Raw genomic sequence first — 20,176 nt, 5'->3', positions numbered from 1 at the left:
GGGAAAGTCCAGTCCCTTTTGCAATTTTCAAGGTGCGATTTACTGGAAATCGAAAAGTTTGCGGCCAGTTCCCATGGGAACTGGAAATCGGCTTAAAACTTGGTTCTAGAAATACTATACGAGGAGGAGACAATATGAAAGGGGCCGCGTCCAGCGGCGGCGGACAGCAAGGGAAGCCCGCGGGCGGTTTCGGGCAGCAGGGAAATTCATTCGTCGGATTCATTCACGGTCTGCATGAAGGACGAGTCGGATCTGTCAATGTCAAATGGCTTGCCGACGTTACGGCCGTCGGATTAATTATATTAACCGTCACCGGCATTTCGCTGTCGCTTCAGACGTTAAGAGCGCAAAGAAGAAGCAGGAATAAAAGAGCGGCTGAAAGCCTCCATCGATAAAATGTCACATTGACCTTATACGATATATCGTTATAAAATAGCGATATATCGTATAATTTTTTTCATACACTAAGAGGAGGTCTTCCTATGTTAATTCAAACCAGAACGATCGTTGTGCAAAAAGGTAGCGCAGATTTGGTCGTTGAACGCTTTACCAAAGAAAGTCCGATGGATGCTATGGAGGGATTGATCGACAAAACCGTCATGGTCAACCGTAAAAAGCAGGACGAGACGGAAGAAGTCGTCGTAATGATTCGCTGGAGATCGGTAGAGGACTGGAAAAATTGGGAGAAGAGCGACGTTCATATTCAAGGGCACCGGCAAAACCACGGCAAACCGAAGCCGGAGTACGTGATCAGCACCACCGTGAATATGTACGAAGTGAAGGCGGTAAAAGAAGGCTCGGGCAAGTAAGTCTCCGCCCCTCTGCATCCTTCGGCTGCCGTAACGGCTGCCGGCGGGCGTTACGCAAAATAACGCACTTGAAGGAATAATCCGTCATAAGGGAGGAAGAGCGATGCGCAAGGATAAGGATAGAGATATTGCGGCAGACCCGGTGCTCAGTAACGAGATCGTTCTCGGCTTGGTGCAGAAACACGTTCCGGAGGCCCGGGAAGTCAGACAGGTTGATGAAACGGGAAATCGGGCCCGCACTTATATGATCGGTGAGGACATTGTGCTAAAAACGCAGCGCCCGTCCAAAATACGTCCTCAAACCAGCTTACATAAAGAGGTCTTCTTTCTTCATCAGCTGCAGGCGGATGAACGGATACAGGTTCCCCGGGTACTGGGCTACGGAACGGAGGACGGCGTCGAATACACCGTTATGACGCGAATGCCGGGGGTCGCGGCGCGCTGGCTTGATCTCCAAGGCGAGGAACGGAGCCGGGTGATGCGCGATTTGGGACAAATGCTGCGGTATATTCATCAGCTGGACCAAGCACCGTTTAAAGAAAGCCCGTTCTTTCAGGGAAGTCTTCGCGAAACCGATATCAAGAGCTCGATTGAGCAGCAGCTCGCCGCCGCGGTGGAGCGTTTGGGGGACAGACCGCCCGGCTGGACGCTGACGATCACGGTGGAGCAAGCGGCCGGTCAAATTCTCGATTCTCTCCCGTCCCATGCGGAGACGGTTGCGCTTCACGCCAATCCGGGACCGCCGCATACGTTTGTTTATCCGGAAAGTAAAGCGTTCTCCGGATTGATCGATTTTGGCGACGCCTACATCAGCCATCCCGCATTTGATTTGGTATCGTGGGGTTCGAGCGAAGATCAACGGCATATTTTTGAAGGATATACTTTGGAAGCGCCTGCAAGCGGCGAGTTCCGGGCCGTGTGGCGAGCTGCGGCAATGCTTCGCCTGCTGCGGTCGGCCGGCCGGAATGGAGCGGCGGCATTTCATGAAGACTTGACGCATTGGCTGAGCCAACGTTAAGGGGTTCATTCATCCGGCTTGGACAACAAAGGGGTTTCTGCAAGTCCTAAGAAGACTTGACAGATACCCCTTCTTCTCCGTGATAAAACCCCGGCTTCGAAGCTTTGCGGCGGAAGCCGGCCGCTCTAAGCTTTACTCCTGCAGTCCGGCGGCGACCGGAGCGGAGGAGGCCAGCTCCTTGACTTGCCTCCATTCCTTGAGCTGCTTCTCCAGCGTGTCGATCAGCGTGTGCACATCGCCCAATAGCCGCTCCTGCGCCTCCGGAGGAAGCTGTGTCCAATCCGCAGGAAGCGGGGTGTTGGCCGGCAAGGCGGTCAGCAAGGACCGCAGCTTGCTTTCGAGAGGAGACGGAGAAGCCGAAGCTATCTCGGACGATCCGATCGAAGCGGCGGTTGCAGTCGCTGCAGCCGCCGGGGGCGTTGCCGGCAGCCCGGAGTTCTGTGCCTCTTCCGGTTTCTCCTTCTTGGCCGCGGCAGCTTTCGGCTGAGACGGCTTGGTCCGCTCGGCTTTATTCTGCTCGAAGACCGACCACGTTTCGATCAGCTCCGGTCCCGATTTATACAGCAGCTTGTCCTTCGTGCCGGAGGAGATGCTCTTGTCCTTGAAAAGGCGGGCGATTTTCTTGACGTCGCTGACGGGAAGCTCGTCGCGGGCGATAATTTTGGCGAGCGGGTCGCGGTGTTCGAGCGGCAAATCCTTGATCGGCAGCAGCTGCTCTTCGGTCAGAGCGTCTTTGCGGATTTCCGTGCCGCCTACGATCATTTTTTTCACGGCATTGCCGAATTTGAGCAGTTCGCATTTGTTCTTGATATACGACTCGGGCTTGCCGAGCTTGCTGGACAAATATTTGACCGAGCTGCTGAATTTCGGATCGTTCATCAGCTTGTGGAACGCCTCGGCTTCTTCAATCGGGGAGAAGCCTTCCCGCGTCAAATTTTCCGCAATTTGCTCCAAATAAATATCCAGCTCGTTGGTAACGGCGGATACGATACACGGGATGGAGGCGCGGCCCAGAGCTTTGCAGGCTTTGTAGCGGCGGTTGCCGTAAATGATTTTGTACCGCCCGCCGTCGAGCGCCCTGACTTTTATCGGGGACAGCAGACCCAGCTCCTCGATGCTATTCATTAATTCCTGCAGCGATTCTTCGGCAAACTGATATCTGGGCTGTTCCTTATCTTCATCGATCAAATCGGTTGCAATATTAATAATTTCCATATGTATTCTCCTATCCTTGATTCTTGGCTCCACGCTTCCGGCGGAGGAAGTATAAGTTTATTATATAACACGATCGCATCGGTGGAAATGATTGCTTCCCGCAATGCCACGCAGCAGAAAATAAAAATGACCGTATATTTGCCTCCATAAAGAAGAAAAGCTATGATATAAAGAGGTCATAGTTGCTATCTTACGACATTTAACATTATCGGAGGTCATCGGTGAACAGGACGAAAGATTTAACGAAGGATTCCATGGATATGTTGGCATCAACTAGCAGAACGTTTTATATCCCGATCAGCCGCTTGGTTCCCGGTTTGAAGGAGGCTGTCGCTTCGGCTTATTTATGCATGCGGGCAATCGATGAAATAGAAGACCATCCGGAGCTGGCCTCCGCTCTTAAGGTGGAGCTGCTGCTCGGCGTAGGCCGCATTTTGCGCGAGAATGAACGCGAAACGAAATTGCAAGCGCTTTTCGCCCCGCACGAGGACATGCTTCCCGAGGTTACGCTGCGGCTGAACGATTGGGTCGCCGTCTGCCCCGAATCGATTATGGACACCGTTCTGCAAAGCACGGCCGTCATGGCGGAAGGTATGGCCGAATGGGTGGAGAAGCGGTGGGCGATCCGGACGGAAGAGGATTTGGACCACTATACGTATTGCGTGGCGGGAGCGGTAGGGGAATTGCTGTCCGATCTGTGGATGTGGTACGACGGAACGCAAACCGATCGCGTCAAAGCCGTGGCGTTCGGCCGCGGGCTTCAAGCCGTCAATATTTTAAGCAATCGGATGGACGACTCCACAAGAGGGGTCAGCTTCTTCCCCGAGCATTGGGGCATGGAAGAGATGATTCAATACACGCGCAAAAATCTGCAGCTGGCCGACGAATATATCGCCGACCTGAAACGCGGCCCCGTGCTCAACTTCTGCAGCATTCCGCTGGCGCTGGCGCACGGCACGCTGAAGGCGATCACCGCCGGTAAAAGCAAGCTGAACCGCGCGGCCGTTCTGGAAATCGTAAGCCGGGTGATGGCCGGCAAAATCACGTTGTAACACTGAAGCGAAGCGCCTTTCCTGTAAAGAGACTACCGAGGCTCGGCAGCAAGCCGATGACGGAATCTCGCGGGAGGGCGCTGTTTTGTCGTATTCCGTTATGAAAGCCAAATGAAAAATCGGGTTCAAATCGGACGGACGATATGATAGACTTCACCTATCGAATGATTAAATGGGGTGAATCCATGTACCATGTGCTGGTAGCGGAAGACGAAGTTTGGATTCGGAACGCGATTGTGGAGATGATCGAGCGTTTCGATCTCGGCTTTAAGGTGGTAGCTCAAGCGAGCGACGGTATGGAGGCTTGGAACTTGATTAACCAGTGTTGGCCGAACGTTGTCATTACGGACATCGTGATGCCGCAATTGGACGGGTTGTCGCTGCTGCAAAAATGCGATGAATATCATATATCCATGGTTCCGATCGTGATCAGCGGCTATGAAAATTTCAAATACGCTCAGCAAGCGATGCGGTACGGCGCGACGGAATACTTGCTGAAGCCGGTGCCGGCCGAAGATTTGAAGCGGGCGCTGACGCGTTCCGTGGAACGGCTGCAGCAGTTTCATTCCAATCATGAGCGTCTGCATAAAATTCAGCATTTTATAGAAACGATGGAGGTTATGGATCATCAGCAGCTGGTGAAGGATGCGGTGCAGCTGATCTTTTATATCTCCAAAATGAAAGCGGATACAGGGGTGAAGTCGGGGCTATATTGCATTTTTGCTAACAAATTGAACGATCAGCTCGACAGCGTCATCCCGAATTACCGGAAATTGCCGCTGGAAAACGATAAGGACGTAGAGGCGATTCAAAGCTACTTTGTAAAGCTGCTGGAAGAGTGGTCGCGTCACCAGCATCGGGATGAGCAGAAAAACCGCTCGCTGCTGAAAAAAGTAAACGAATACGTGCAGAAAAATTATCATAAGGACATTACTTTGTCGCAAATTGCCGACTATACCGATCTGAGTATTTCCAGATTTTGTGTGCTTTTTAAAATGAACAGCGGCGATTCCTTTATCAATTATTTGAATATGTTCCGCATTGAGAAGGCCAAGCATTTGCTGCTGGATTCGGATCTTAAAGTATACGAAGTCGCGGATATGGTCGGATTTTCTTCGCTGCCGTATTTCAACCGCCTCTTCAAAAGCGTCGCGAATCAAACGCCGAATGAATACAGAAGGAGCTTAGGGCTATGAAGCTTCCGAGGTTGCAGGTCAACTCCATCAAGCACAGAATGATTTTTTTATTTTTGGCGCTAAGCTTATTGTCTATCGGATTAATTACCTTATTTTCCCATCATTACTATAGCAAGGCGGTCAAGGAAGATTTCAATCTGATCACGACGGAAGCGACGAACCGGTTGAACCATCATATGGAGTTTTATTTTAAACAAATGAAAAATTCGACGAATACGCTGATCAACACCGCTTTGACGCAGCAATGGCTCAGGCAGGAATACGTCCCCGGACCGGAGGACATCAACGAAATCGAGATGGAGATGAAGACGTACGTTTCCTTCAATTTCCCGGAAATCGTCAATATGTATTTGGTGTCCAACGACAAGCGGGTCCTTCCTTTATTTAACAATAAAAGCCGCAATCAGACGTATGCCAACGAGTCATGGTATTCGGCCGTGCCGTTGTCCGAGGTCACCGTTCTGCCGACACAGAGGCTGGACGACACCGGGCCTCTCGTATTAAGCATGGTCATCCCCATCTACAGTACGATCAATCTGGAGATGATAGGCAACCTGGTCGTTCAGTTCTCGTTATCGGAGATCGAAGCGACGTTCGCCAAGTCGAAACTCGGCAAGACGGGCTTCTTCTTCATCCTCTCCGGCGATAACACATTCGTCTATCATCCAAACAAAGAGTGGATCGGCAAGCGGATCGCGGATACGCCTCTTAAGGAGCTGGCTGGGGAGGAGGACAACGGGAAAAATATGTACGACGTGAACGGCACCGCGTATCTGGTCTTTTATGGCGTATCCGGCTATACGGGCTGGAAGATCGTTTCGATCGTTCCGTATGCGGAGATGGCCCACAGCCTGCAATCGGCCGTTCAATCGACGCTCATTACGTTCGCCGTCATATCGCTCCTCATCATGATCTTGATTCCGCTGCTGCTGCGCCAATTTATTCATCCGATCAAGCAGCTCAAATCGCTGATGGAGGCGGTGTCGATGGGGAACTTGAGCGTCAGAGCGCATAAAGTATCGACCATTAACGAATTTCAAATATTGAATAACAGCTTCAATAAAATGGTCAAGCAGTTAATCATCTTAATGGACGAGGTATCGTATTACAAGGTCAAGGAAGTGGAGCTGCAATTGAAGCAGAGCGAAGCGACGATACGCGCGCTGCAAAACCAGATTAATCCGCATTTGCTCTACAACACGCTGGATATTATCAAGAGCATCGCTTTCCTGGAGGATGTCCCTCTGATCGAGAAAATTACCCAAAATTTGGCCGACGTCTACCGCTATGCGTCGAAGTGGTCTTACGATGAAGTAACGCTGGAGGAAGAATTAAGCTCGCTGACCAAATATTTGGACATCATTCATATCCGTTATCCGAAGAAATTCGAAAGCGGCGTCCGCGTCAACGAAAAACTGCTGAGCTGCCCGATCATCAAGCTGAGCATTCAACCCGTCGTCGAAAATGCGGTCAAATACGCCGTCGAACCGAAGGGAGGCGAAGCGGCGATCATCGTAACGGCCTATAAGGAGGGACAAGATTTAATTATCGAGATTGCCGACAACGGACCCGGCATATCGGACGAGAAGCTGGCCAGTCTGGAGGAGCAGTTCTCCAGCCAATCGTCGAATGAAGAATCGCTGATGAGCGGGGCGATCGGCCTGGCCAACGTACACGCGCGCCTATCGCTGAAATACGGGCAAGGCTACGGCGTCTTCGTGCATACCTTCCCCGGACGCGGCAGCGTTATCAGCATCCGCATTCCTTATCGCAGCCCGTAAAAAAATCCGATTATAAATAAAAAGATTGTGTAAGGAAAAAAAGTCCGGCTGGCTGTATTGTTATTGGTGAAAGAAGACAAAGGGGGATTAGCCATGAAGACATGGACGCCATTATTGCTTGCCGGGGCGCTTGCGGCGGGAGCGGCCGGCTGCTCGCAAGGAAACAGCGCATCCGGCGATGCGCCGAGCGGAAGCAAAGAACCGCTGACGATCAATATGATGACGACGAGCTACGCCGGGGGCGGCTGGCCGGAAGATCATCCGATTATTAAGGAAATCGACAAGAAGCTGAATATTAATTTGAAGGTGCAGTGGGTTCCTTCAGACACCTACTCCCAGAAGCTGAACGTGATGGCGGCTTCCAACGATTTTCCCGACGTATTCTACGTTCCGGAGGCGGAGTTCAACAAGTGGCGGGATAAGGGCGTCTTTATGGACGTGAAGCCTGAGCTCGGCAACTATGCGAATTTGACGAAGTACATTCCGGCCGACGCGATGGCTAAGATGAATCCGAAAGACAAATATTACGGGTTTCCTTATTATGTAACCGATACGCGGGACACACTCGCCATCCGCAAAGACTGGCTCGATAAGCTGGGGCTGAAGATGCCGACGACGACGGAAGAATTTTACGAGGTGGCCAAGGCGTTCGCGACGAAAGATCCGGACGGCAACGGCCAGGCGGATACGCCTGGATTCTCGTTCGGCATCGTCAATAACAAGTTCTCGCAAATCGAACCGATTATGGGCGCCTTCGGGCTGGGCAATGATTGGGCCGAGATCAACGGCCAACTGGTGCCGATGCAGGTGCAGACGGAGGAATTGAAGCAGTTCGCCGCTTTCATGCAAAAAGCTTACGCCGAAGGCGTCATGGACAAGGATTTTCCGGCCAATAAGCTGAAGGACAGCGTAGCCAAGCTGGAAGCGGGCAAAACGGGCATCGCCATGATCGTCACCAACGAATTTTTTAACGGGACGCTGCCGACGCTGAAGAAGCTGACCCCGAGCGCCGAGCTCGTGCAGCTGCTTCCTCCCAAAGGCCCGGCCGGAAAGCAGACGAGCCAGACGCTGCAGATGACCAATAAGATCGTCGTCAACGCCAAAATCGATGCAGCTAAGAAGCAGCGTATTTTGCAAATGCTGGACTATATGCTGTCCGACGAGGGCTATGATTTGATCAAGAACGGGATCGAAGGCGTGCATTATACGAAAAGCGGCGACGGCAAGTTCCAGAAGCTGGAGGCGTTCGATAAAGACCGTCCGCAGCTGTTGTCCACCTGGTTTTTCCGCAGATTCGACCCCGGCATTCAAATTCGCAAATGGGACGATCAGGAAGTCGCGCAAAAAATCAATGCGATTATCGACGCCAACGCGAAATTCCGCTGGACCAATCCCGCCGAAGGGCTCTTTAGCGATACGATGACCAAAAAAGGCGCCGGTCTGCAGCAAAAGTGGATGGAAACGATGACCAAGGTCATTGTCGGCCAAGCTCCGCTCACGGCGATCGACGATGCGGCGGCAGCCTGGAAGCGGGACGGCGGCGATGAGATTATTAAGGAAATCAACGCGCAATACCAGACGCTGAAATAACCGGTTGCGCGATGCGAAGGGCAGGCGGCGTGCCAAACCCGCCGGCCCTTATGAATGAGGGAGTGATCGACATGCAGAAGGCCATCAAACAGGGAATCCCTTTATATATTATGATTTTGCCCGGCCTGCTCTACTTTCTTCTGTTCCGTTATGCGCCGATGGGGGGCATCATTCTGGCCTTTAAGGACTTTGATCCTTTCGAAGGCATATGGGCGAGCCCATGGGTAGGCTTCAAGCATTTCCACGTTTTGTTTACCGAGCCCGACTTTTGGCGGCTGCTTACCAATACGCTGATGTTAAGCGCTCTCAATTTATTTCTGTATTTTCCCGTGCCGATTCTTATTGCGGTGTTATTGAACGAAGCTAGGGTCAAATGGTTTGCCAAAACCGTTCAGACGGTCGTCTACATCCCGCATTTCGTATCATGGGTGGTCGTCGTCGGCATTACGGTCGTGCTATTCGCTTCGCAAGACGGCGGTGTCAACAAGCTGCTCGCCGAATACGGATGGTCCCGCATCGATCTGCTGACCGATCCGGGCTACTTCAGAGCTCTGTATGTGCTGCAAAGCATCTGGAAAGAGACGGGCTGGGGAACGATCATCTTCCTGGCGGCGCTGGCTTCCGTAGACCCTACCTTGTATGAAGCGGCCGTTATGGACGGAGCGGGAAGATGGAGGCAGATGTGGCATATCACGCTGCCTGCACTCAGGACGATAGCCGTACTGCTGTTCATTCTCAGGCTCGGACAGGTGATGGATTCCGGCTTCGAGCATATTTATTTGCTGCAAAATTCGTTGAACCTGGCCGTTTCGGACGTTTTCGACACATATGTATACCGCCAAGGCGTTCTACAGGGGGAATACAGCTTCACTACGGCGATCGGGTTGTTCAAATCGATTGTCGGGTTAATCTTCGTACTTGCGGCCAACAAGCTGGCCAAACGATTCGGCGAGGAGGGCGTCTACTGACATGAATAAACTAGTGGCCGGAAAACGCGACATATTGTTCAATCTGCTCATCTACGGGCTGCTTGCCTTTTCGCTGCTTGTTGTCCTTTTACCGTTTCTTTACGTGCTGTTCAGCTCGTTTTCCACGAAGGCGGAATATTTATCGCGAGGATTTTATTTGTTCCCCCGGGAATGGACGTTCAACTCGTATGGGTATTTGGCCAATAATAAAGGCTTCTTATCGTCCTATGCGAATACGCTGTACATTACGGTCGTAGGCACCGCGATCAATGTTTTCGTCACTTGCTTAATGGCCTACGGCTTGTCCAAAAGCTGGCTGAGAGGAAGAAGCTGGCTCAACTTTATGGTGCTGTTCACGATGATTTTTAACGGAGGGATGATTCCTACGTACCTGGTATTGAAGGAGCTTTCGCTGATCAACACCTACTGGGCTCTGTTTCTGAGCGGGGCGGTCGCTCCGTTCGTGCTCATCATCATGAGAAGCTTCTTCTCCACCATCCCGGCGGAGCTGGAAGAGTCGGCGCGCATCGACGGATGCAGCGAATGGCGGCTGTTATTCAGCATCGTCATCCCGCTGTCGCTTCCATCGATCGTCACGGTGACGCTGCTCTACGGGGTCGCCCATTGGAACGCTTATTTCCAGGCGATCTTATACTTGAACGATTCCGCCAAATGGCCGGTGCAGGTGTTTTTGCGCCAGCTGCTGCTGGAAACCGACTCTTCGATGGAGCTGAATATCGGCGACTACGAGTACGGACCTCCCGTCCGCATGGCCGCCGTGATTGCTACGGCATTGCCGCTGCTGCTATGTTACCCGTTTCTGCAGAAATATTTTAACAAAGGCATGTTCGTCGGTTCGGTCAAAGGATAAAGCTTGGGGGAGAAAGGGGCGCATTAGCGATGAAAGCGATCGTTATATTAATGGATACGTTAAACCGGCAATTGCTTGAGATGTATGACCCGGCGAGTTGGGTACGGACGCCGAACTTGTCGAGACTGGCGGAGAAATGCGCGGTCTTCGACCAGCATTGGTCCGGCTCTCTGCCGTGCATGCCGGCGCGTAGGGATATGTTCACAGGGCGGCTCGGGTTTCTGGAACGCGGCTGGGGCGGTCTGGAGCCGTTCGATGTGACGCTGCCGCAGGTGCTGAAGCGCCATCGCATATTCTCTCATATAGTGACTGATCACTATCATTATTTTAAAACGGGCGGGGAAAATTACTGCCAAGCCTTCAGCAGCTGGGATTTGCACCGGGGGCAGGAAAGCGATCCCTGGGTTTCCCGGGTTGGCGATCCGGCATCCCTGCAAGAGCCGCACTATGGCAGAGTGGAGCCGCAATACGAGAAAAACCGCGCCGCCTTCCGGCGCGAGGAGGATTATCCGGGGCCGAGAACGATGAGCGCGGCATGCCGCTGGCTGGAAGATAATAAAGAGGCGGAGTCGTTCTTCCTGATGGTGGAAGCCTTCGATCCGCACGAGCCGTTCGATTGCCCGCAGCATTATTTGGCTATGTACGGCGACGGCTATACGGGTCCGAGGATGGAGTGGCCCAAGTATTCCAGAGTAAGCGAGCCGCCGGAAGCGATAGAGCATCTGCGGAAGCGTTATGCGGCCAATCTGACGATGATCGATCATTGGCTCGGGAAACTGCTCGACACGATGGATCAGAACGGCCTGTGGGACGATACGCTGCTGATTATGACGACGGATCACGGCTTTCTGTTAGGCGAACATGACTGGACGGGCAAAAATGTCATGCATGTGTACAACGAAATCGCCCATCTGCCGCTGATGGTTCACGTGCCGGGAACGGCTGTCGCCGGCACGCGGATTTCGGCGATAACGCAAAACATCGATATAATGCCGACGATCCTCGATTACTTCGGCATCGAGATTCCGCCGGAGGTCAGAGGCAAGTCCTGGCTGCCGCTGCTTGACGGAACCGCGCGGACGCTGCGCGATTGCGCGCTCTACGGCATGTTCGGCATGACGGTGAATATAACGGACGGAGCCTACACCTACCTGCGCGCTCCCGTCCGCGAGGATAACGTCCCGTGCTATGCGTATACGGCCATGCCGACGACGTTCGGTTCCTTTCTCGGCGCTTCCGTCCCTGAGCAGATCGAGACCGGCAGATTTCTATCTTACACGGCGTTTCCGGTTTACCGGATTCCCGTCAGCCAAGCCGGGTCGCCCTTCAAGATCGCGCAGCACGGGCAGCGTTCTCTGCTGTATCATATCGAAGCCGATTACCGGCAAGCCGCGCCCGTCGAGGACGAAGAACGAATCCGCTCGTATACGGAGCTGCTGATTCGCGCCATGGAGCTCGAACAAGCTCCCGAAGAGCAGTATGAGCGACTCGGATTGAAGCCGGATAACCGGTAAAAACGATGAATACGGAGGATGAACGATGAGAATGTTATTTCTGGATTTGGATTCCACCAGCCCCGACCATTTGGGATGTTACGGTTATCACCGCAATACGTCGCCTAACATTGACAAAATTGCGGCCGAGGGTATCCGCTTTACGAATTATTACACTTCCGACGCGCCCTGCGCTCCGTCGAGAACGGCGCTGATGACCGGCCAGTTCGGCATCCGCAACGGTCTGGTCGGCCACGGCGGCACCGCCGGCGACATGAAGCTGGAAGGGGAGAAGCGCGAGCTGATGGGCAGACTGACGCGAGGCGGCGCCCTGCCTTCGTATTTGAATTTGGCCGGCAATCTGAACACGGTGCTGATCAGCCCGTTCGCCCAGCGCCATTCGACCTTCAACTTCTATGCGGGTTTTAACGAGATTCTCAATACCGGCAAATATGGCAATGAATCCGCCGAGCATGTAACGCCTGTGGCGCTGGACTGGATCGAGCGCAACGCGAAGAAGGACGATTGGTTTCTCTACATCAACTATTGGGACCCGCATACGCCTTACCGTGTGCCAATGGAGTACGGCAATCCGTTCGAGAACGAACCGCTGCCGGAATGGCTGACCGAGGAGGTGCTGGCAAGCCATCAGGAAATGGTCGGCTCGCACTGCGTGCATGAGCTAAATATCGATTTCGTCAATAAAACGTACGATAACCGGACGCATCCGAACTTCCCGCGCCATCCCGGCGACATTCGGGATATGGACGGGCTCCGGACGATGATAGACGGCTACGACTGCGGAATCCGCTATATGGACGAGCATCTCGGACGATTGTTCGCCTCGTTGGAGCGGCAGGGCGTGATGGACGAGCTGATCATTATTATTTCGGCGGATCACGGCGAAAATATGGGGCAGCTCGGCATCTACGGCGAGCATGCGACCGCCGATCAAGGCACTTGCCGCCTGCCGATGATTATCCGCTGGCCGGGAATGAAGCAGGGCGTCGTTAACGACGATCTCCATCTGCATCTGGATTTGCTGCCGACGCTGGCCGAGATGATCGGCGGACCGTTGCTGCCGGACTGGGACGGCGTGAGCTATGCGCCGGTTCTCAAGGAAGGAGCGAGCTGCGGGCGCGATTACGTCGTCGTATCGCAATGCGCTCACGTCGCCCAGCGAAGCGTCCGCTTCGGCGACTGGTTGTATATCCGCACGTACCATGACGGGTTCCATTTGTTTGACGAGGAGATGCTCTTTAACCTGATCTCCGATCCCAAGGAGCAGCGTAACGTCGCCGCCGACAACCGCGCCGTTTGCATGGAGGCCGTCTATTACTTGAATCAGTGGCATGACGAGATGATGCGCCGGTCCGGCGACGACCGCGACCCGCTCTGGACCGTCATGAAGGAGGGAGGCCCGTTCCATGCGAGGGGCTACCTGAAGGAATACAGCAAGCGGCTGGAGGAAACGGGCAGAGGCGAGTCCGCGAAGGAGCTGGTTCGCAGACATCCGCGCGAGTTTCCGCAGCAGCCGCATCCGGCCGCCGTCATGCTTCAGCAGCGGCTGTCGAAGAACATGCAAGGATAAGCCGGCGTCTCGCATTTCGCCGCTTCTCCAAGAAGAAGGACGGAGCGGGCCGGCTCCGTCCATGAAGACAGGCCGCCCTCAGGCGGCCTGTTTGTCTGTCGTTATCCGTGGCGGGTTACGCCATCGTCTCCAGCATCTTTAACGATACCTGATACTGCAAAGCTTCCTCGCGCAGGTAGCGGCGAAATTCATCGACGACGTACCCGGCCATTCGCGCCGCCTCAACCGGATTGCTTCCGGCGATATGCGGTGTCAGAATGACGTTATCGAGCTGCAGCAGCTCGCTGTCTTCCGGGACCGGCTCGGGGTAAGTCACGTCGAGAACCGCCGTTCTCGTAGGTACGGCGCGCAGCGCTTCGACCAAATCCCGCTCCACGAACTGCCGGCCCCGGCCGGTGTTAATGAGAGTCGCATAAGGAAGCATCCGGCTGAAATGCTCCTTGTTCACTAATCCCACCGTTGCCGGGAGATTGGCCAAATGGTTCGAGATGGTGTGGCATTGGGAGAAAATGTCGACCAGACCGGCTTTCTTCACCTGCATTTGTTCGGCGGCAGCATCGGGCAAAAAGGGATCGAACACATAGATGTCCAGCTGATACGGCTTCAACAGCTCAATCACCTTCTTACCGATCATGCCGGCTCCGAGAATGCCGACCTTGGCGTTGTAATTGCCGGGAAACGCCCTTGCGTGCTGCACGGCCTCATTGCGCCGCTCCTTGCACAGCAGCGCGCTCTGATAGAAGCCTTTGTTCGCCAGCACAATCTGGGCTGCGGTATACTCCGCCACCGGAACCGCGTTGGCCGCCCAGGCGCTCACCACGATGACATTGTTGTACAAGAACGGCTTGGCGAAGTTCTGCACGCTGCCGGCAGCATAAAAAAGCGCTCTCAAATTGGGAAAAAAGCGCTTAATTTCCTCTTCCGTCAGCGCAGGCATTCCCCAAGTAGAGAAGATAATTTCGGCGGTCTGAAGGAAGGGGGCGTGCTGCTGCATACGGTCTTTGTTCACAATTTCCGGATACATATCGGCAAGCGTTTGCAATTCCTGACGAAGATGAGGCTGGTACACATTGCGGACCCGCTGCGGATCTCCCAAAAATACGGCTCGTTTTTTCATTTAACCCATCACCCCGGCGATTGTTAGGTTCACAGAGCATCGTCTCAGCTGTCTCGTTCCCATCCATTATACGACAGATTTTCTGGCGGCGGGTGTAAAAAATGAGACGATCGGGGCGACGCTTGAACGACGTTTTCATCATACTTAAAAACAATGATGAAAACGCGGCCGTAGGGCCGATAGAGAGTCGGCACGGCGAGCGACACTTCTATCCTTCTATCTGCAGACGCAGGCCGCGGAGCAAGTCTGAAGAAGCCTTGTGCCCGGATTTCCGTTATTCTACGGGCAAACCATTCAAGAAATCCGGGAACAAGAGCGAGCGGAAGATGTTTGCGAAACGGCGCCGGCGCTCTTTCAATGGGAACGCTAAACGCGGCCGATCGTTACGGTTCGGACAAACAGCTTCAGGAGGAGCTCATTTCCTGAGAGGAGTCGCCGCCTTGCCCGCCTCCGGATTGCGACTGGCTGGTCGACTGCTCGGCTTGCTTCACCAAATCCTGCGCCTGCTGAAGCTGCTGCTGAGCGTCCTGAAGCTGGTTGGCGGCGGCAGTCGTCTGAACCTGCTGAGCGATTTGCTTCGTTTCTTCCGCCGTCTTTTGCGCTTCTTGCGCCGCCTGTTGAACCTGCTGCAGCAGATCCTCCTGATTGCCGCTTTGATCACCGTTATGATTTCCGTTTTGGTTTTGTTGTGCCAAAGGTGAAACCTCCCTGGGTAATAAGTTAATTCCTTCCTCAGTATGCCCCGATCCCCATCGATTATGAACTGAAAATGATAGGACTTCCTGCGCCCGTTTCCTGATATACTATTACAGAACCCCAATCCATAGAGAGAGAAGGCTGCCGATGAAGTTTCCAGATTATGTTTACGAACGCCCCGATATGGAGCAATTCCGGCGCGATTTCACCGCGCTGCTGGACCGTTTCGTTTCCGCGGCCACGCTGGAGGAGCAGGACGCCGCGATGGAAGCGATCAATGCGGCCCGGACGAAGGTTTCGTCGATGTTCACCATAGCCCGTATCCGTTACTCGATCAATACGGCGGATGCAGGCTGCAAAGCGGAGCAGGATTATATCGACGAGCAATCGCCCGTCTATCAAGGGCTTATTACGGATTATTACAAGGCGCTGGCCGGATCGCCGTTCCGCAAGGAGCTGGAAGCCAAGTGGGGGCGGCAGCTATTCGCTGGGGCAGAGCTGTCCGTCAAAACCTTCTCGCCGGATATCGTCGGCGATCTGAAGGAAGAGAACAAAAAAACAAGCGAATACATAAAGCTCGTAGCGTCGGCCAAAATCGAATTTGACGGGCAGGAGAGGACGCTGTCCCAGCTCGCTCCTTATATGCAGTCGACCGACCGGGAGACCCGCAAGCGGGCGACGGATGCGCGCTATTCCTTTTTCGAAGCGAACGAGCATACGATCGACGCCATCTACGATCATCTCGTTCATCTGCGCACGCGCATCGCCCGGAAGCTCGGCTACCGCAGCTTCGTCGAGCTCGCGTACGACCGGATGGACCGCACCGATTACGGCCCGAGCCAAGTCGCCGAATTCCGCAAGCAGGTGATTGAGCATATCGTTCCGGCGGCCTCGGAGCTGAGCGAGCGGAGGCGAGCTCGTCTCGGCCTCGACTCGCTCAAATATTACGATAATTTGTCGTATTTGACCGGCAATCCGAAACCGAAGGGAGGACCGGAGTGGATCGTCGGCAAAGCGAAGACGATGTACGCGGAGATGTCGCCGGAGACGGATGCATTTTTCCGGTTTATGCTGGATAACGGCTTGATGGATTTGGAGAGCAAGCCGGGCAAGCGCGTGGGCGGGTACTGCTCTTATATTTCGGCGTATAAAGCCCCGTTCATCTTTTCCAATTTCAACGGCACCTCGCATGATGTCGACGTGCTGACCCACGAGGCGGGGCATGCGTTCCAAGCTTATATGAGCCGGGATTTCGCGGTACCGGAATACATTCATCCGACGCTTGACGCCTGTGAGATTCATTCGATGAGCATGGAGTTTTTCGCTTGGCCCTGGATCGATTCGTTCTTCGAGGAGGATGCGGATAAATATAAATTTTCGCATCTTAGCGGAGCGATTACGTTCATTCCGTACGGCGTGGCCGTCGACGAATTCCAGCACCGGATTTATGAAGAGCCCGACATGACTCCGTCCGAGCGCAAGCAAGTATGGCGAGACATCGAACGCAAATATATACCGACCCGCGTGTACGACGATATGCCGTTCCTGGAACGGGGCGGCTTCTGGCATCAGCAGCAGCATATTTTCAAAAGCCCGTTCTACTATATCGACTACACGCTTGCGCAGATTTGCGCGCTGCAGTATTGGAAGTACGCCCGGGACGACCGCGCGGCCGCTTGGGCGAGCTATCTGAAGCTGTGCCGGGCCGGGGGCAGCGGATCGTTCACCGAGCTTGTGAAGCTGGCGGGGCTGCGCTCTCCGTTCGAGGACGGCTGCGTCTCCGCCATTATCGGGGATATTCGCGGCTGGCTTAACGCCATCGACGATACCAAGCTGTAACCATAGGCTGCACGCAAACAAGCACCGCGTTCGCAGGGAATGTCCCGGGAATGCGGTGCTTGTCCTGCCGTCCGATCCTCTTATGCATCATCCGGCCAGCGCGTATCGAACGAGCAGCCATACGCCTATAACGACAAGCGCAATGTGAAAGGCGTCTTCGGCTCGTGAGCCCGTATCGATCGCAAGAAATTTGGGCAGCAGCCGGAATTTCCTGCGGATCGGCCACAGCAGCGCGACACCCTGCTCATTAAGCAGGTCGATCAGCGGATGCGAGGCGTACGCCCATACAAACGTCCACCCGTATAACGGGGGAAGCGGACTTAACGCTCCCGCGATCAGAGCGGTGAATACGATGGAATGCGTCATCGTGCGATGATGAATGCCCAGCAGCTTCAGCAAAGCCGATAACGGAAAAAACAATTTGGCCATCACCGAGCCCGGCTTGTCGATATCCGCAAGCGGTCCGGCAAAGCAGCCGAGCAGAATAGCCCCGGCCGTCTCCCAGGACCAAACGGGCACTTGAAAATGCTGCAGCACGAGCTCCGCCGCCACGACTCCCGCCAGCCCATGCGTTCGTTGGAGCATAATCCTCTAACCTCCGATTGTTCTAAGATGCCTTCGCTATAACAACGCACATATGTTCGTGTTCGGGCGATTTCATCAGATTACCATAAATCCGGGCTTGGCGCATCGTTCTAAAGGCTTAAATTTTACTAGGCGGAGGGGGAATTTGATTATAACCAAATAATCGACTGTAATTCATTGACAGCGCGGGCGGAGGCGTGCTAACGTTCTGATGTACCCTCATCGACCGGACCGGAAAGGAGAGCAAACTTATGCCTAATATGGAAAGCGAATTCGTCCAAGCGCCGCAGCTTGACATACGTTTTTCGAAAAAGCATCCCGTTTGTCTTTGCTCCTGCCCCCGGATAACGGATGGGAGAGCGCGTTAGGCGCTTCCGGGCCGCCGTATATCGTGGCGCAGGACACTTGCCCCCCAGGTGGCGTGCGCTTATAGAGACCCTATAGAAGCACATTGCCTTCGGGCTGTGTGTTTTTTTGTGTATACAGAGAGGAGTGAAGAAACCGTGTTAACCGTTATGCGCAAGCTGAGCTGGTTTTTCCGCGAGGAATGGAAGCGGTATTCGCTCGCCGTCGTTTTACTTGTCGCGGCGGGCATTCTGGAAATATTCCCGCCGATGCTGGTAGGCCGTTCTATCGATGCGATCGCCTTGGGACATTTAACCTTCGGTTACGTGGCGAAAACGATTGCCGCTCTGGCCGCGATTACCGTGACCGTCTATTTTATTTCGTACTTGTGGGGGTATAGACTGTTCGGGGGCGCTTTCGTTATGGAGCGCACGATGCGCAGCCGGCTGATGCGCCATTTTTTGAACATGACGCCGTCTTTTTACGAGAAAAACCGGACCGGAGATTTGATGGCGAGGGCAACGAACGATTTGCAGGCCGTGGCGCAAACCGCCGGCTTCGGCATATTGACGCTGCTCGATTCCACCTTGTGGATGGCGACGCTGCTCGTTACGATGATTTTCTTCGTCTCGTGGAAGCTGACGCTTGCGGCGATCCTGCCGCTGCCGGTGATGGCGGTGCTGGTCAGCTGCTACGGCAAATGGATTCACAAGCGATATATGGCTGCTCAGGACGCATTCGGCGATATGAACGAGGGGGTGCTGGAGACGATCTCCGGCATCCGGGTCATTCGCGCCTATACTCAGGAGCGGTCCGCCGAGCGCCAGTTCGCCGCGGTGACTCAGGATGTGCTGGATAAAAATCTGGCGGTCGTGCGAATCGACTCGCTGTTCGAGCCGACGATCAAAATTTTGGTAGGGCTCAGCTACATCATCGGTCTGAGCTACGGCGCTTATCTCGTATTTCATAACGAATTGACCATCGGCGGGCTCGTATCGTTCAACGTCTATCTCGGGATGATGATTTGGCCGATGTTCGCGATCGGGGAGCTCATCAATATCATGCAGCGGGGCAACGCCTCGCTGGATCGGGTCAACGAGACGCTGCAGCACGCCCCGGACGTTCCTGACCCCGAGGATGCCGTAAGCCCCGCGCTGCCGGGCGGCATTGAGTTCAGGAACGTGACGTTCCGCTACCCGTCTTCGGCGGTAGACAATCTTAAGGAAGTGACGTTCAGGCTCGAATCCGGCCAAACGCTGGGTATCGTCGGCCGGACGGGATCGGGCAAGTCGACGCTGATCAAGCAGCTGCTGCGCGAGTATCCGGCAGGCCGGGGAGAGGTGACGCTGTCCGGCGTTCCCGTCGGGGAGATCGATATGGACCGGCTGAAATCATGGCTCGGCTATGTGCCGCAGGAAGCGTTCCTGTTCTCCCAGACGATTCGCGACAATATCCGTTTCGGCAATGAACGCGCCTCGGACGAAGAGCTGGATCAAGCGGTGCGCTTAGCCGCATTTCACAAAGATTTGCCGATGCTGCCGGACGGCATGAAGACGCTGGTCGGCGAAAAGGGAGTCGCCCTCTCGGGAGGGCAGAAGCAGCGCGTATCGATGGCGCGGGCGCTGATCGCCGATCCGCACATCCTGCTGCTTGACGATTCCATGTCCGCCGTCGACGCCCGTACGGAGGCCGAGATTATCGCCAACATCTATAAGGCGCGCGCCGGCAAAACCACCGTGATCGCCACGCATCGTCTGTCGGCCGTGCAGCATGCCGATCTGATTCTCGTACTGGACGAAGGGGCCGTAACGGAGCGGGGAACTCATGAAGAGCTGCTGCGCTCCGGCGGTTGGTACCGGGAGCAGTTCGACCGCCAGCAGCTGGAGGCGCAGCGAACGGAAGGAGATGTGCAGAACCGATGAGCGAATATGAAGAAGAATACGGCAATGAGCTCGGCCTCGATCAGGCTCCGGGGAGCAAGGAACGGATTATTAAGCGGCTGATCGGCTA

General features: G+C 54.4%; 17 protein-coding genes. 13 read left to right on the top strand and 4 right to left on the bottom strand.

What is annotated here, in order from left to right; genetic code table 11:
- The first annotated feature begins 134 nt into the window (after positions 1–134).
- The 3 genes from N0M98_RS15520 to N0M98_RS15510 all read left to right on the top strand — a co-directional run bounded on the left by N0M98_RS15520 (position 135) and on the right by N0M98_RS15510 (position 1,827).
- Complete coding sequence (locus N0M98_RS15520) at positions 135–395, top strand: PepSY-associated TM helix domain-containing protein (RefSeq protein ID WP_259618477.1); 261 nt, start codon at positions 135–137, stop codon at positions 393–395.
- Positions 396–482: 87 nt separating this feature from the next.
- The gene (locus tag N0M98_RS15515; protein WP_249863202.1) at positions 483–809 is read left to right on the top strand and encodes an antibiotic biosynthesis monooxygenase; all 327 of its coding nucleotides are present in this window, start codon (positions 483–485) and stop codon (positions 807–809) included.
- A 103-nt stretch (positions 810–912) separates the two neighbouring features.
- Positions 913–1,827: a phosphotransferase family protein gene (locus N0M98_RS15510; protein ID WP_259618476.1), complete on the top strand. Its 915-nt coding sequence runs from the start codon at positions 913–915 to the stop codon at positions 1,825–1,827.
- Between the two features lie 132 nt (positions 1,828–1,959).
- On the opposite strand, the gene N0M98_RS15505 is transcribed toward N0M98_RS15510, so the two are convergent.
- Complete coding sequence (locus tag N0M98_RS15505) at positions 1,960–3,042, bottom strand: ParB/RepB/Spo0J family partition protein (protein WP_259618475.1); 1,083 nt, start codon at positions 3,040–3,042, stop codon at positions 1,960–1,962.
- Between the two features lie 254 nt (positions 3,043–3,296).
- On the opposite strand from N0M98_RS15505, the gene N0M98_RS15500 reads away from it, so the two are divergent.
- From N0M98_RS15500 to N0M98_RS15465, 8 genes are all read left to right on the top strand, one after another.
- Positions 3,297–4,094, top strand: a complete 798-nt coding sequence (locus N0M98_RS15500; RefSeq protein WP_259618479.1) for a squalene/phytoene synthase family protein — start codon at positions 3,297–3,299, stop codon at positions 4,092–4,094.
- A gap of 185 nt (positions 4,095–4,279) precedes the next feature.
- Complete coding sequence (locus N0M98_RS15495; RefSeq protein ID WP_259618474.1) at positions 4,280–5,290, top strand: response regulator transcription factor; 1,011 nt, start codon at positions 4,280–4,282, stop codon at positions 5,288–5,290.
- A complete protein-coding gene (locus tag N0M98_RS15490; RefSeq protein ID WP_259618473.1) occupies positions 5,287–7,071 on the top strand; it encodes a sensor histidine kinase in 1,785 nt (594 codons plus the stop codon). The genes N0M98_RS15495 and N0M98_RS15490 overlap by 4 nt, the downstream gene beginning before the upstream one ends.
- A gap of 93 nt (positions 7,072–7,164) precedes the next feature.
- Positions 7,165–8,661 (top strand): extracellular solute-binding protein, encoded by a 1,497-nt coding sequence (locus N0M98_RS15485; RefSeq protein WP_259618472.1) that lies wholly within the window; start codon positions 7,165–7,167, stop codon positions 8,659–8,661.
- 71 nt (positions 8,662–8,732) lie between these two features.
- Positions 8,733–9,629, top strand: a complete 897-nt coding sequence (locus N0M98_RS15480; RefSeq protein WP_259618471.1) for an ABC transporter permease — start codon at positions 8,733–8,735, stop codon at positions 9,627–9,629.
- 1 nt (position 9,630) lies between these two features.
- Positions 9,631–10,500 carry a carbohydrate ABC transporter permease gene (locus tag N0M98_RS15475; protein WP_259618470.1) on the top strand — a complete coding sequence of 290 codons (870 nt, stop codon included), beginning with the start codon at positions 9,631–9,633 and terminating at the stop codon, positions 10,498–10,500.
- A gap of 29 nt (positions 10,501–10,529) precedes the next feature.
- Complete coding sequence (locus N0M98_RS15470) at positions 10,530–12,014, top strand: sulfatase (RefSeq protein ID WP_259618469.1); 1,485 nt, start codon at positions 10,530–10,532, stop codon at positions 12,012–12,014.
- 25 nt (positions 12,015–12,039) lie between these two features.
- Complete coding sequence (locus tag N0M98_RS15465; RefSeq protein ID WP_259618468.1) at positions 12,040–13,584, top strand: sulfatase family protein; 1,545 nt, start codon at positions 12,040–12,042, stop codon at positions 13,582–13,584.
- Between the two features lie 115 nt (positions 13,585–13,699).
- Here N0M98_RS15465 and N0M98_RS15460 read toward each other — a convergent pair whose 3' ends face one another.
- Together N0M98_RS15460 and N0M98_RS15455 are read right to left on the bottom strand one after the other, a co-directional pair.
- A complete protein-coding gene (locus N0M98_RS15460; protein ID WP_259618467.1) occupies positions 13,700–14,701 on the bottom strand; it encodes a hydroxyacid dehydrogenase in 1,002 nt (333 codons plus the stop codon).
- Between the two features lie 404 nt (positions 14,702–15,105).
- The gene (locus tag N0M98_RS15455) at positions 15,106–15,396 is read right to left on the bottom strand and encodes a hypothetical protein (protein WP_259618466.1); all 291 of its coding nucleotides are present in this window, start codon (positions 15,394–15,396) and stop codon (positions 15,106–15,108) included.
- Between the two features lie 148 nt (positions 15,397–15,544).
- On the opposite strand from N0M98_RS15455, the gene N0M98_RS15450 reads away from it, so the two are divergent.
- Positions 15,545–17,236: a M3 family oligoendopeptidase gene (locus tag N0M98_RS15450; RefSeq protein WP_259618465.1), complete on the top strand. Its 1,692-nt coding sequence runs from the start codon at positions 15,545–15,547 to the stop codon at positions 17,234–17,236.
- A gap of 87 nt (positions 17,237–17,323) precedes the next feature.
- Here the strand turns inward: N0M98_RS15450 and N0M98_RS15445 are convergent, their stop codons facing one another.
- Positions 17,324–17,821 carry a metal-dependent hydrolase gene (locus N0M98_RS15445; protein WP_259618464.1) on the bottom strand — a complete coding sequence of 166 codons (498 nt, stop codon included), beginning with the start codon at positions 17,819–17,821 and terminating at the stop codon, positions 17,324–17,326.
- A gap of 503 nt (positions 17,822–18,324) precedes the next feature.
- Here N0M98_RS15445 and N0M98_RS15440 point away from each other — a divergent pair.
- On the top strand, positions 18,325–20,088 hold the full coding sequence (locus N0M98_RS15440; protein WP_259618463.1) for an ABC transporter ATP-binding protein: 1,764 nt from the start codon (positions 18,325–18,327) through the stop codon (positions 20,086–20,088).
- Positions 20,089–20,176 lie beyond the last annotated feature (88 nt).

It is taken from the genome of Paenibacillus doosanensis (assembly GCF_025060755.1).
GTDB classification, from domain to species: domain Bacteria; phylum Bacillota; class Bacilli; order Paenibacillales; family NBRC-103111; genus Paenibacillus_S; species Paenibacillus_S doosanensis.
The sequence above is the reverse complement of the archived record's forward strand: the minus strand, read 5'-3'. Positions and strand labels throughout refer to the sequence as shown.

What these genes read in the sequence shown, in the direction of transcription:
- N0M98_RS15460 (WP_259618467.1), bottom strand. Translation starts at nt 14,701, where the DNA reads ATGAAAAAACGAGCCGTATTTTTGGGAGATCCGCAGCGGGTCCGCAAT.
- N0M98_RS15475 (WP_259618470.1), top strand. Translation starts at nt 9,631, where the DNA reads ATGAATAAACTAGTGGCCGGAAAACGCGACATATTGTTCAATCTGCTC.
- N0M98_RS15480 (WP_259618471.1), top strand. Translation starts at nt 8,733, where the DNA reads ATGCAGAAGGCCATCAAACAGGGAATCCCTTTATATATTATGATTTTG.
- N0M98_RS15505 (WP_259618475.1), bottom strand. Translation starts at nt 3,042, where the DNA reads ATGGAAATTATTAATATTGCAACCGATTTGATCGATGAAGATAAGGAA.
- N0M98_RS15515 (WP_249863202.1), top strand. Translation starts at nt 483, where the DNA reads ATGTTAATTCAAACCAGAACGATCGTTGTGCAAAAAGGTAGCGCAGAT.
- N0M98_RS15450 (WP_259618465.1), top strand. Translation starts at nt 15,545, where the DNA reads ATGAAGTTTCCAGATTATGTTTACGAACGCCCCGATATGGAGCAATTC.
- N0M98_RS15490 (WP_259618473.1), top strand. Translation starts at nt 5,287, where the DNA reads ATGAAGCTTCCGAGGTTGCAGGTCAACTCCATCAAGCACAGAATGATT.
- N0M98_RS15520 (WP_259618477.1), top strand. Translation starts at nt 135, where the DNA reads ATGAAAGGGGCCGCGTCCAGCGGCGGCGGACAGCAAGGGAAGCCCGCG.
- N0M98_RS15500 (WP_259618479.1), top strand. Translation starts at nt 3,297, where the DNA reads ATGGATATGTTGGCATCAACTAGCAGAACGTTTTATATCCCGATCAGC.
- N0M98_RS15495 (WP_259618474.1), top strand. Translation starts at nt 4,280, where the DNA reads ATGTACCATGTGCTGGTAGCGGAAGACGAAGTTTGGATTCGGAACGCG.
- N0M98_RS15445 (WP_259618464.1), bottom strand. Translation starts at nt 17,821, where the DNA reads ATGCTCCAACGAACGCATGGGCTGGCGGGAGTCGTGGCGGCGGAGCTC.
- N0M98_RS15485 (WP_259618472.1), top strand. Translation starts at nt 7,165, where the DNA reads ATGAAGACATGGACGCCATTATTGCTTGCCGGGGCGCTTGCGGCGGGA.
- N0M98_RS15465 (WP_259618468.1), top strand. Translation starts at nt 12,040, where the DNA reads ATGAGAATGTTATTTCTGGATTTGGATTCCACCAGCCCCGACCATTTG.
- N0M98_RS15510 (WP_259618476.1), top strand. Translation starts at nt 913, where the DNA reads ATGCGCAAGGATAAGGATAGAGATATTGCGGCAGACCCGGTGCTCAGT.
- N0M98_RS15470 (WP_259618469.1), top strand. Translation starts at nt 10,530, where the DNA reads ATGAAAGCGATCGTTATATTAATGGATACGTTAAACCGGCAATTGCTT.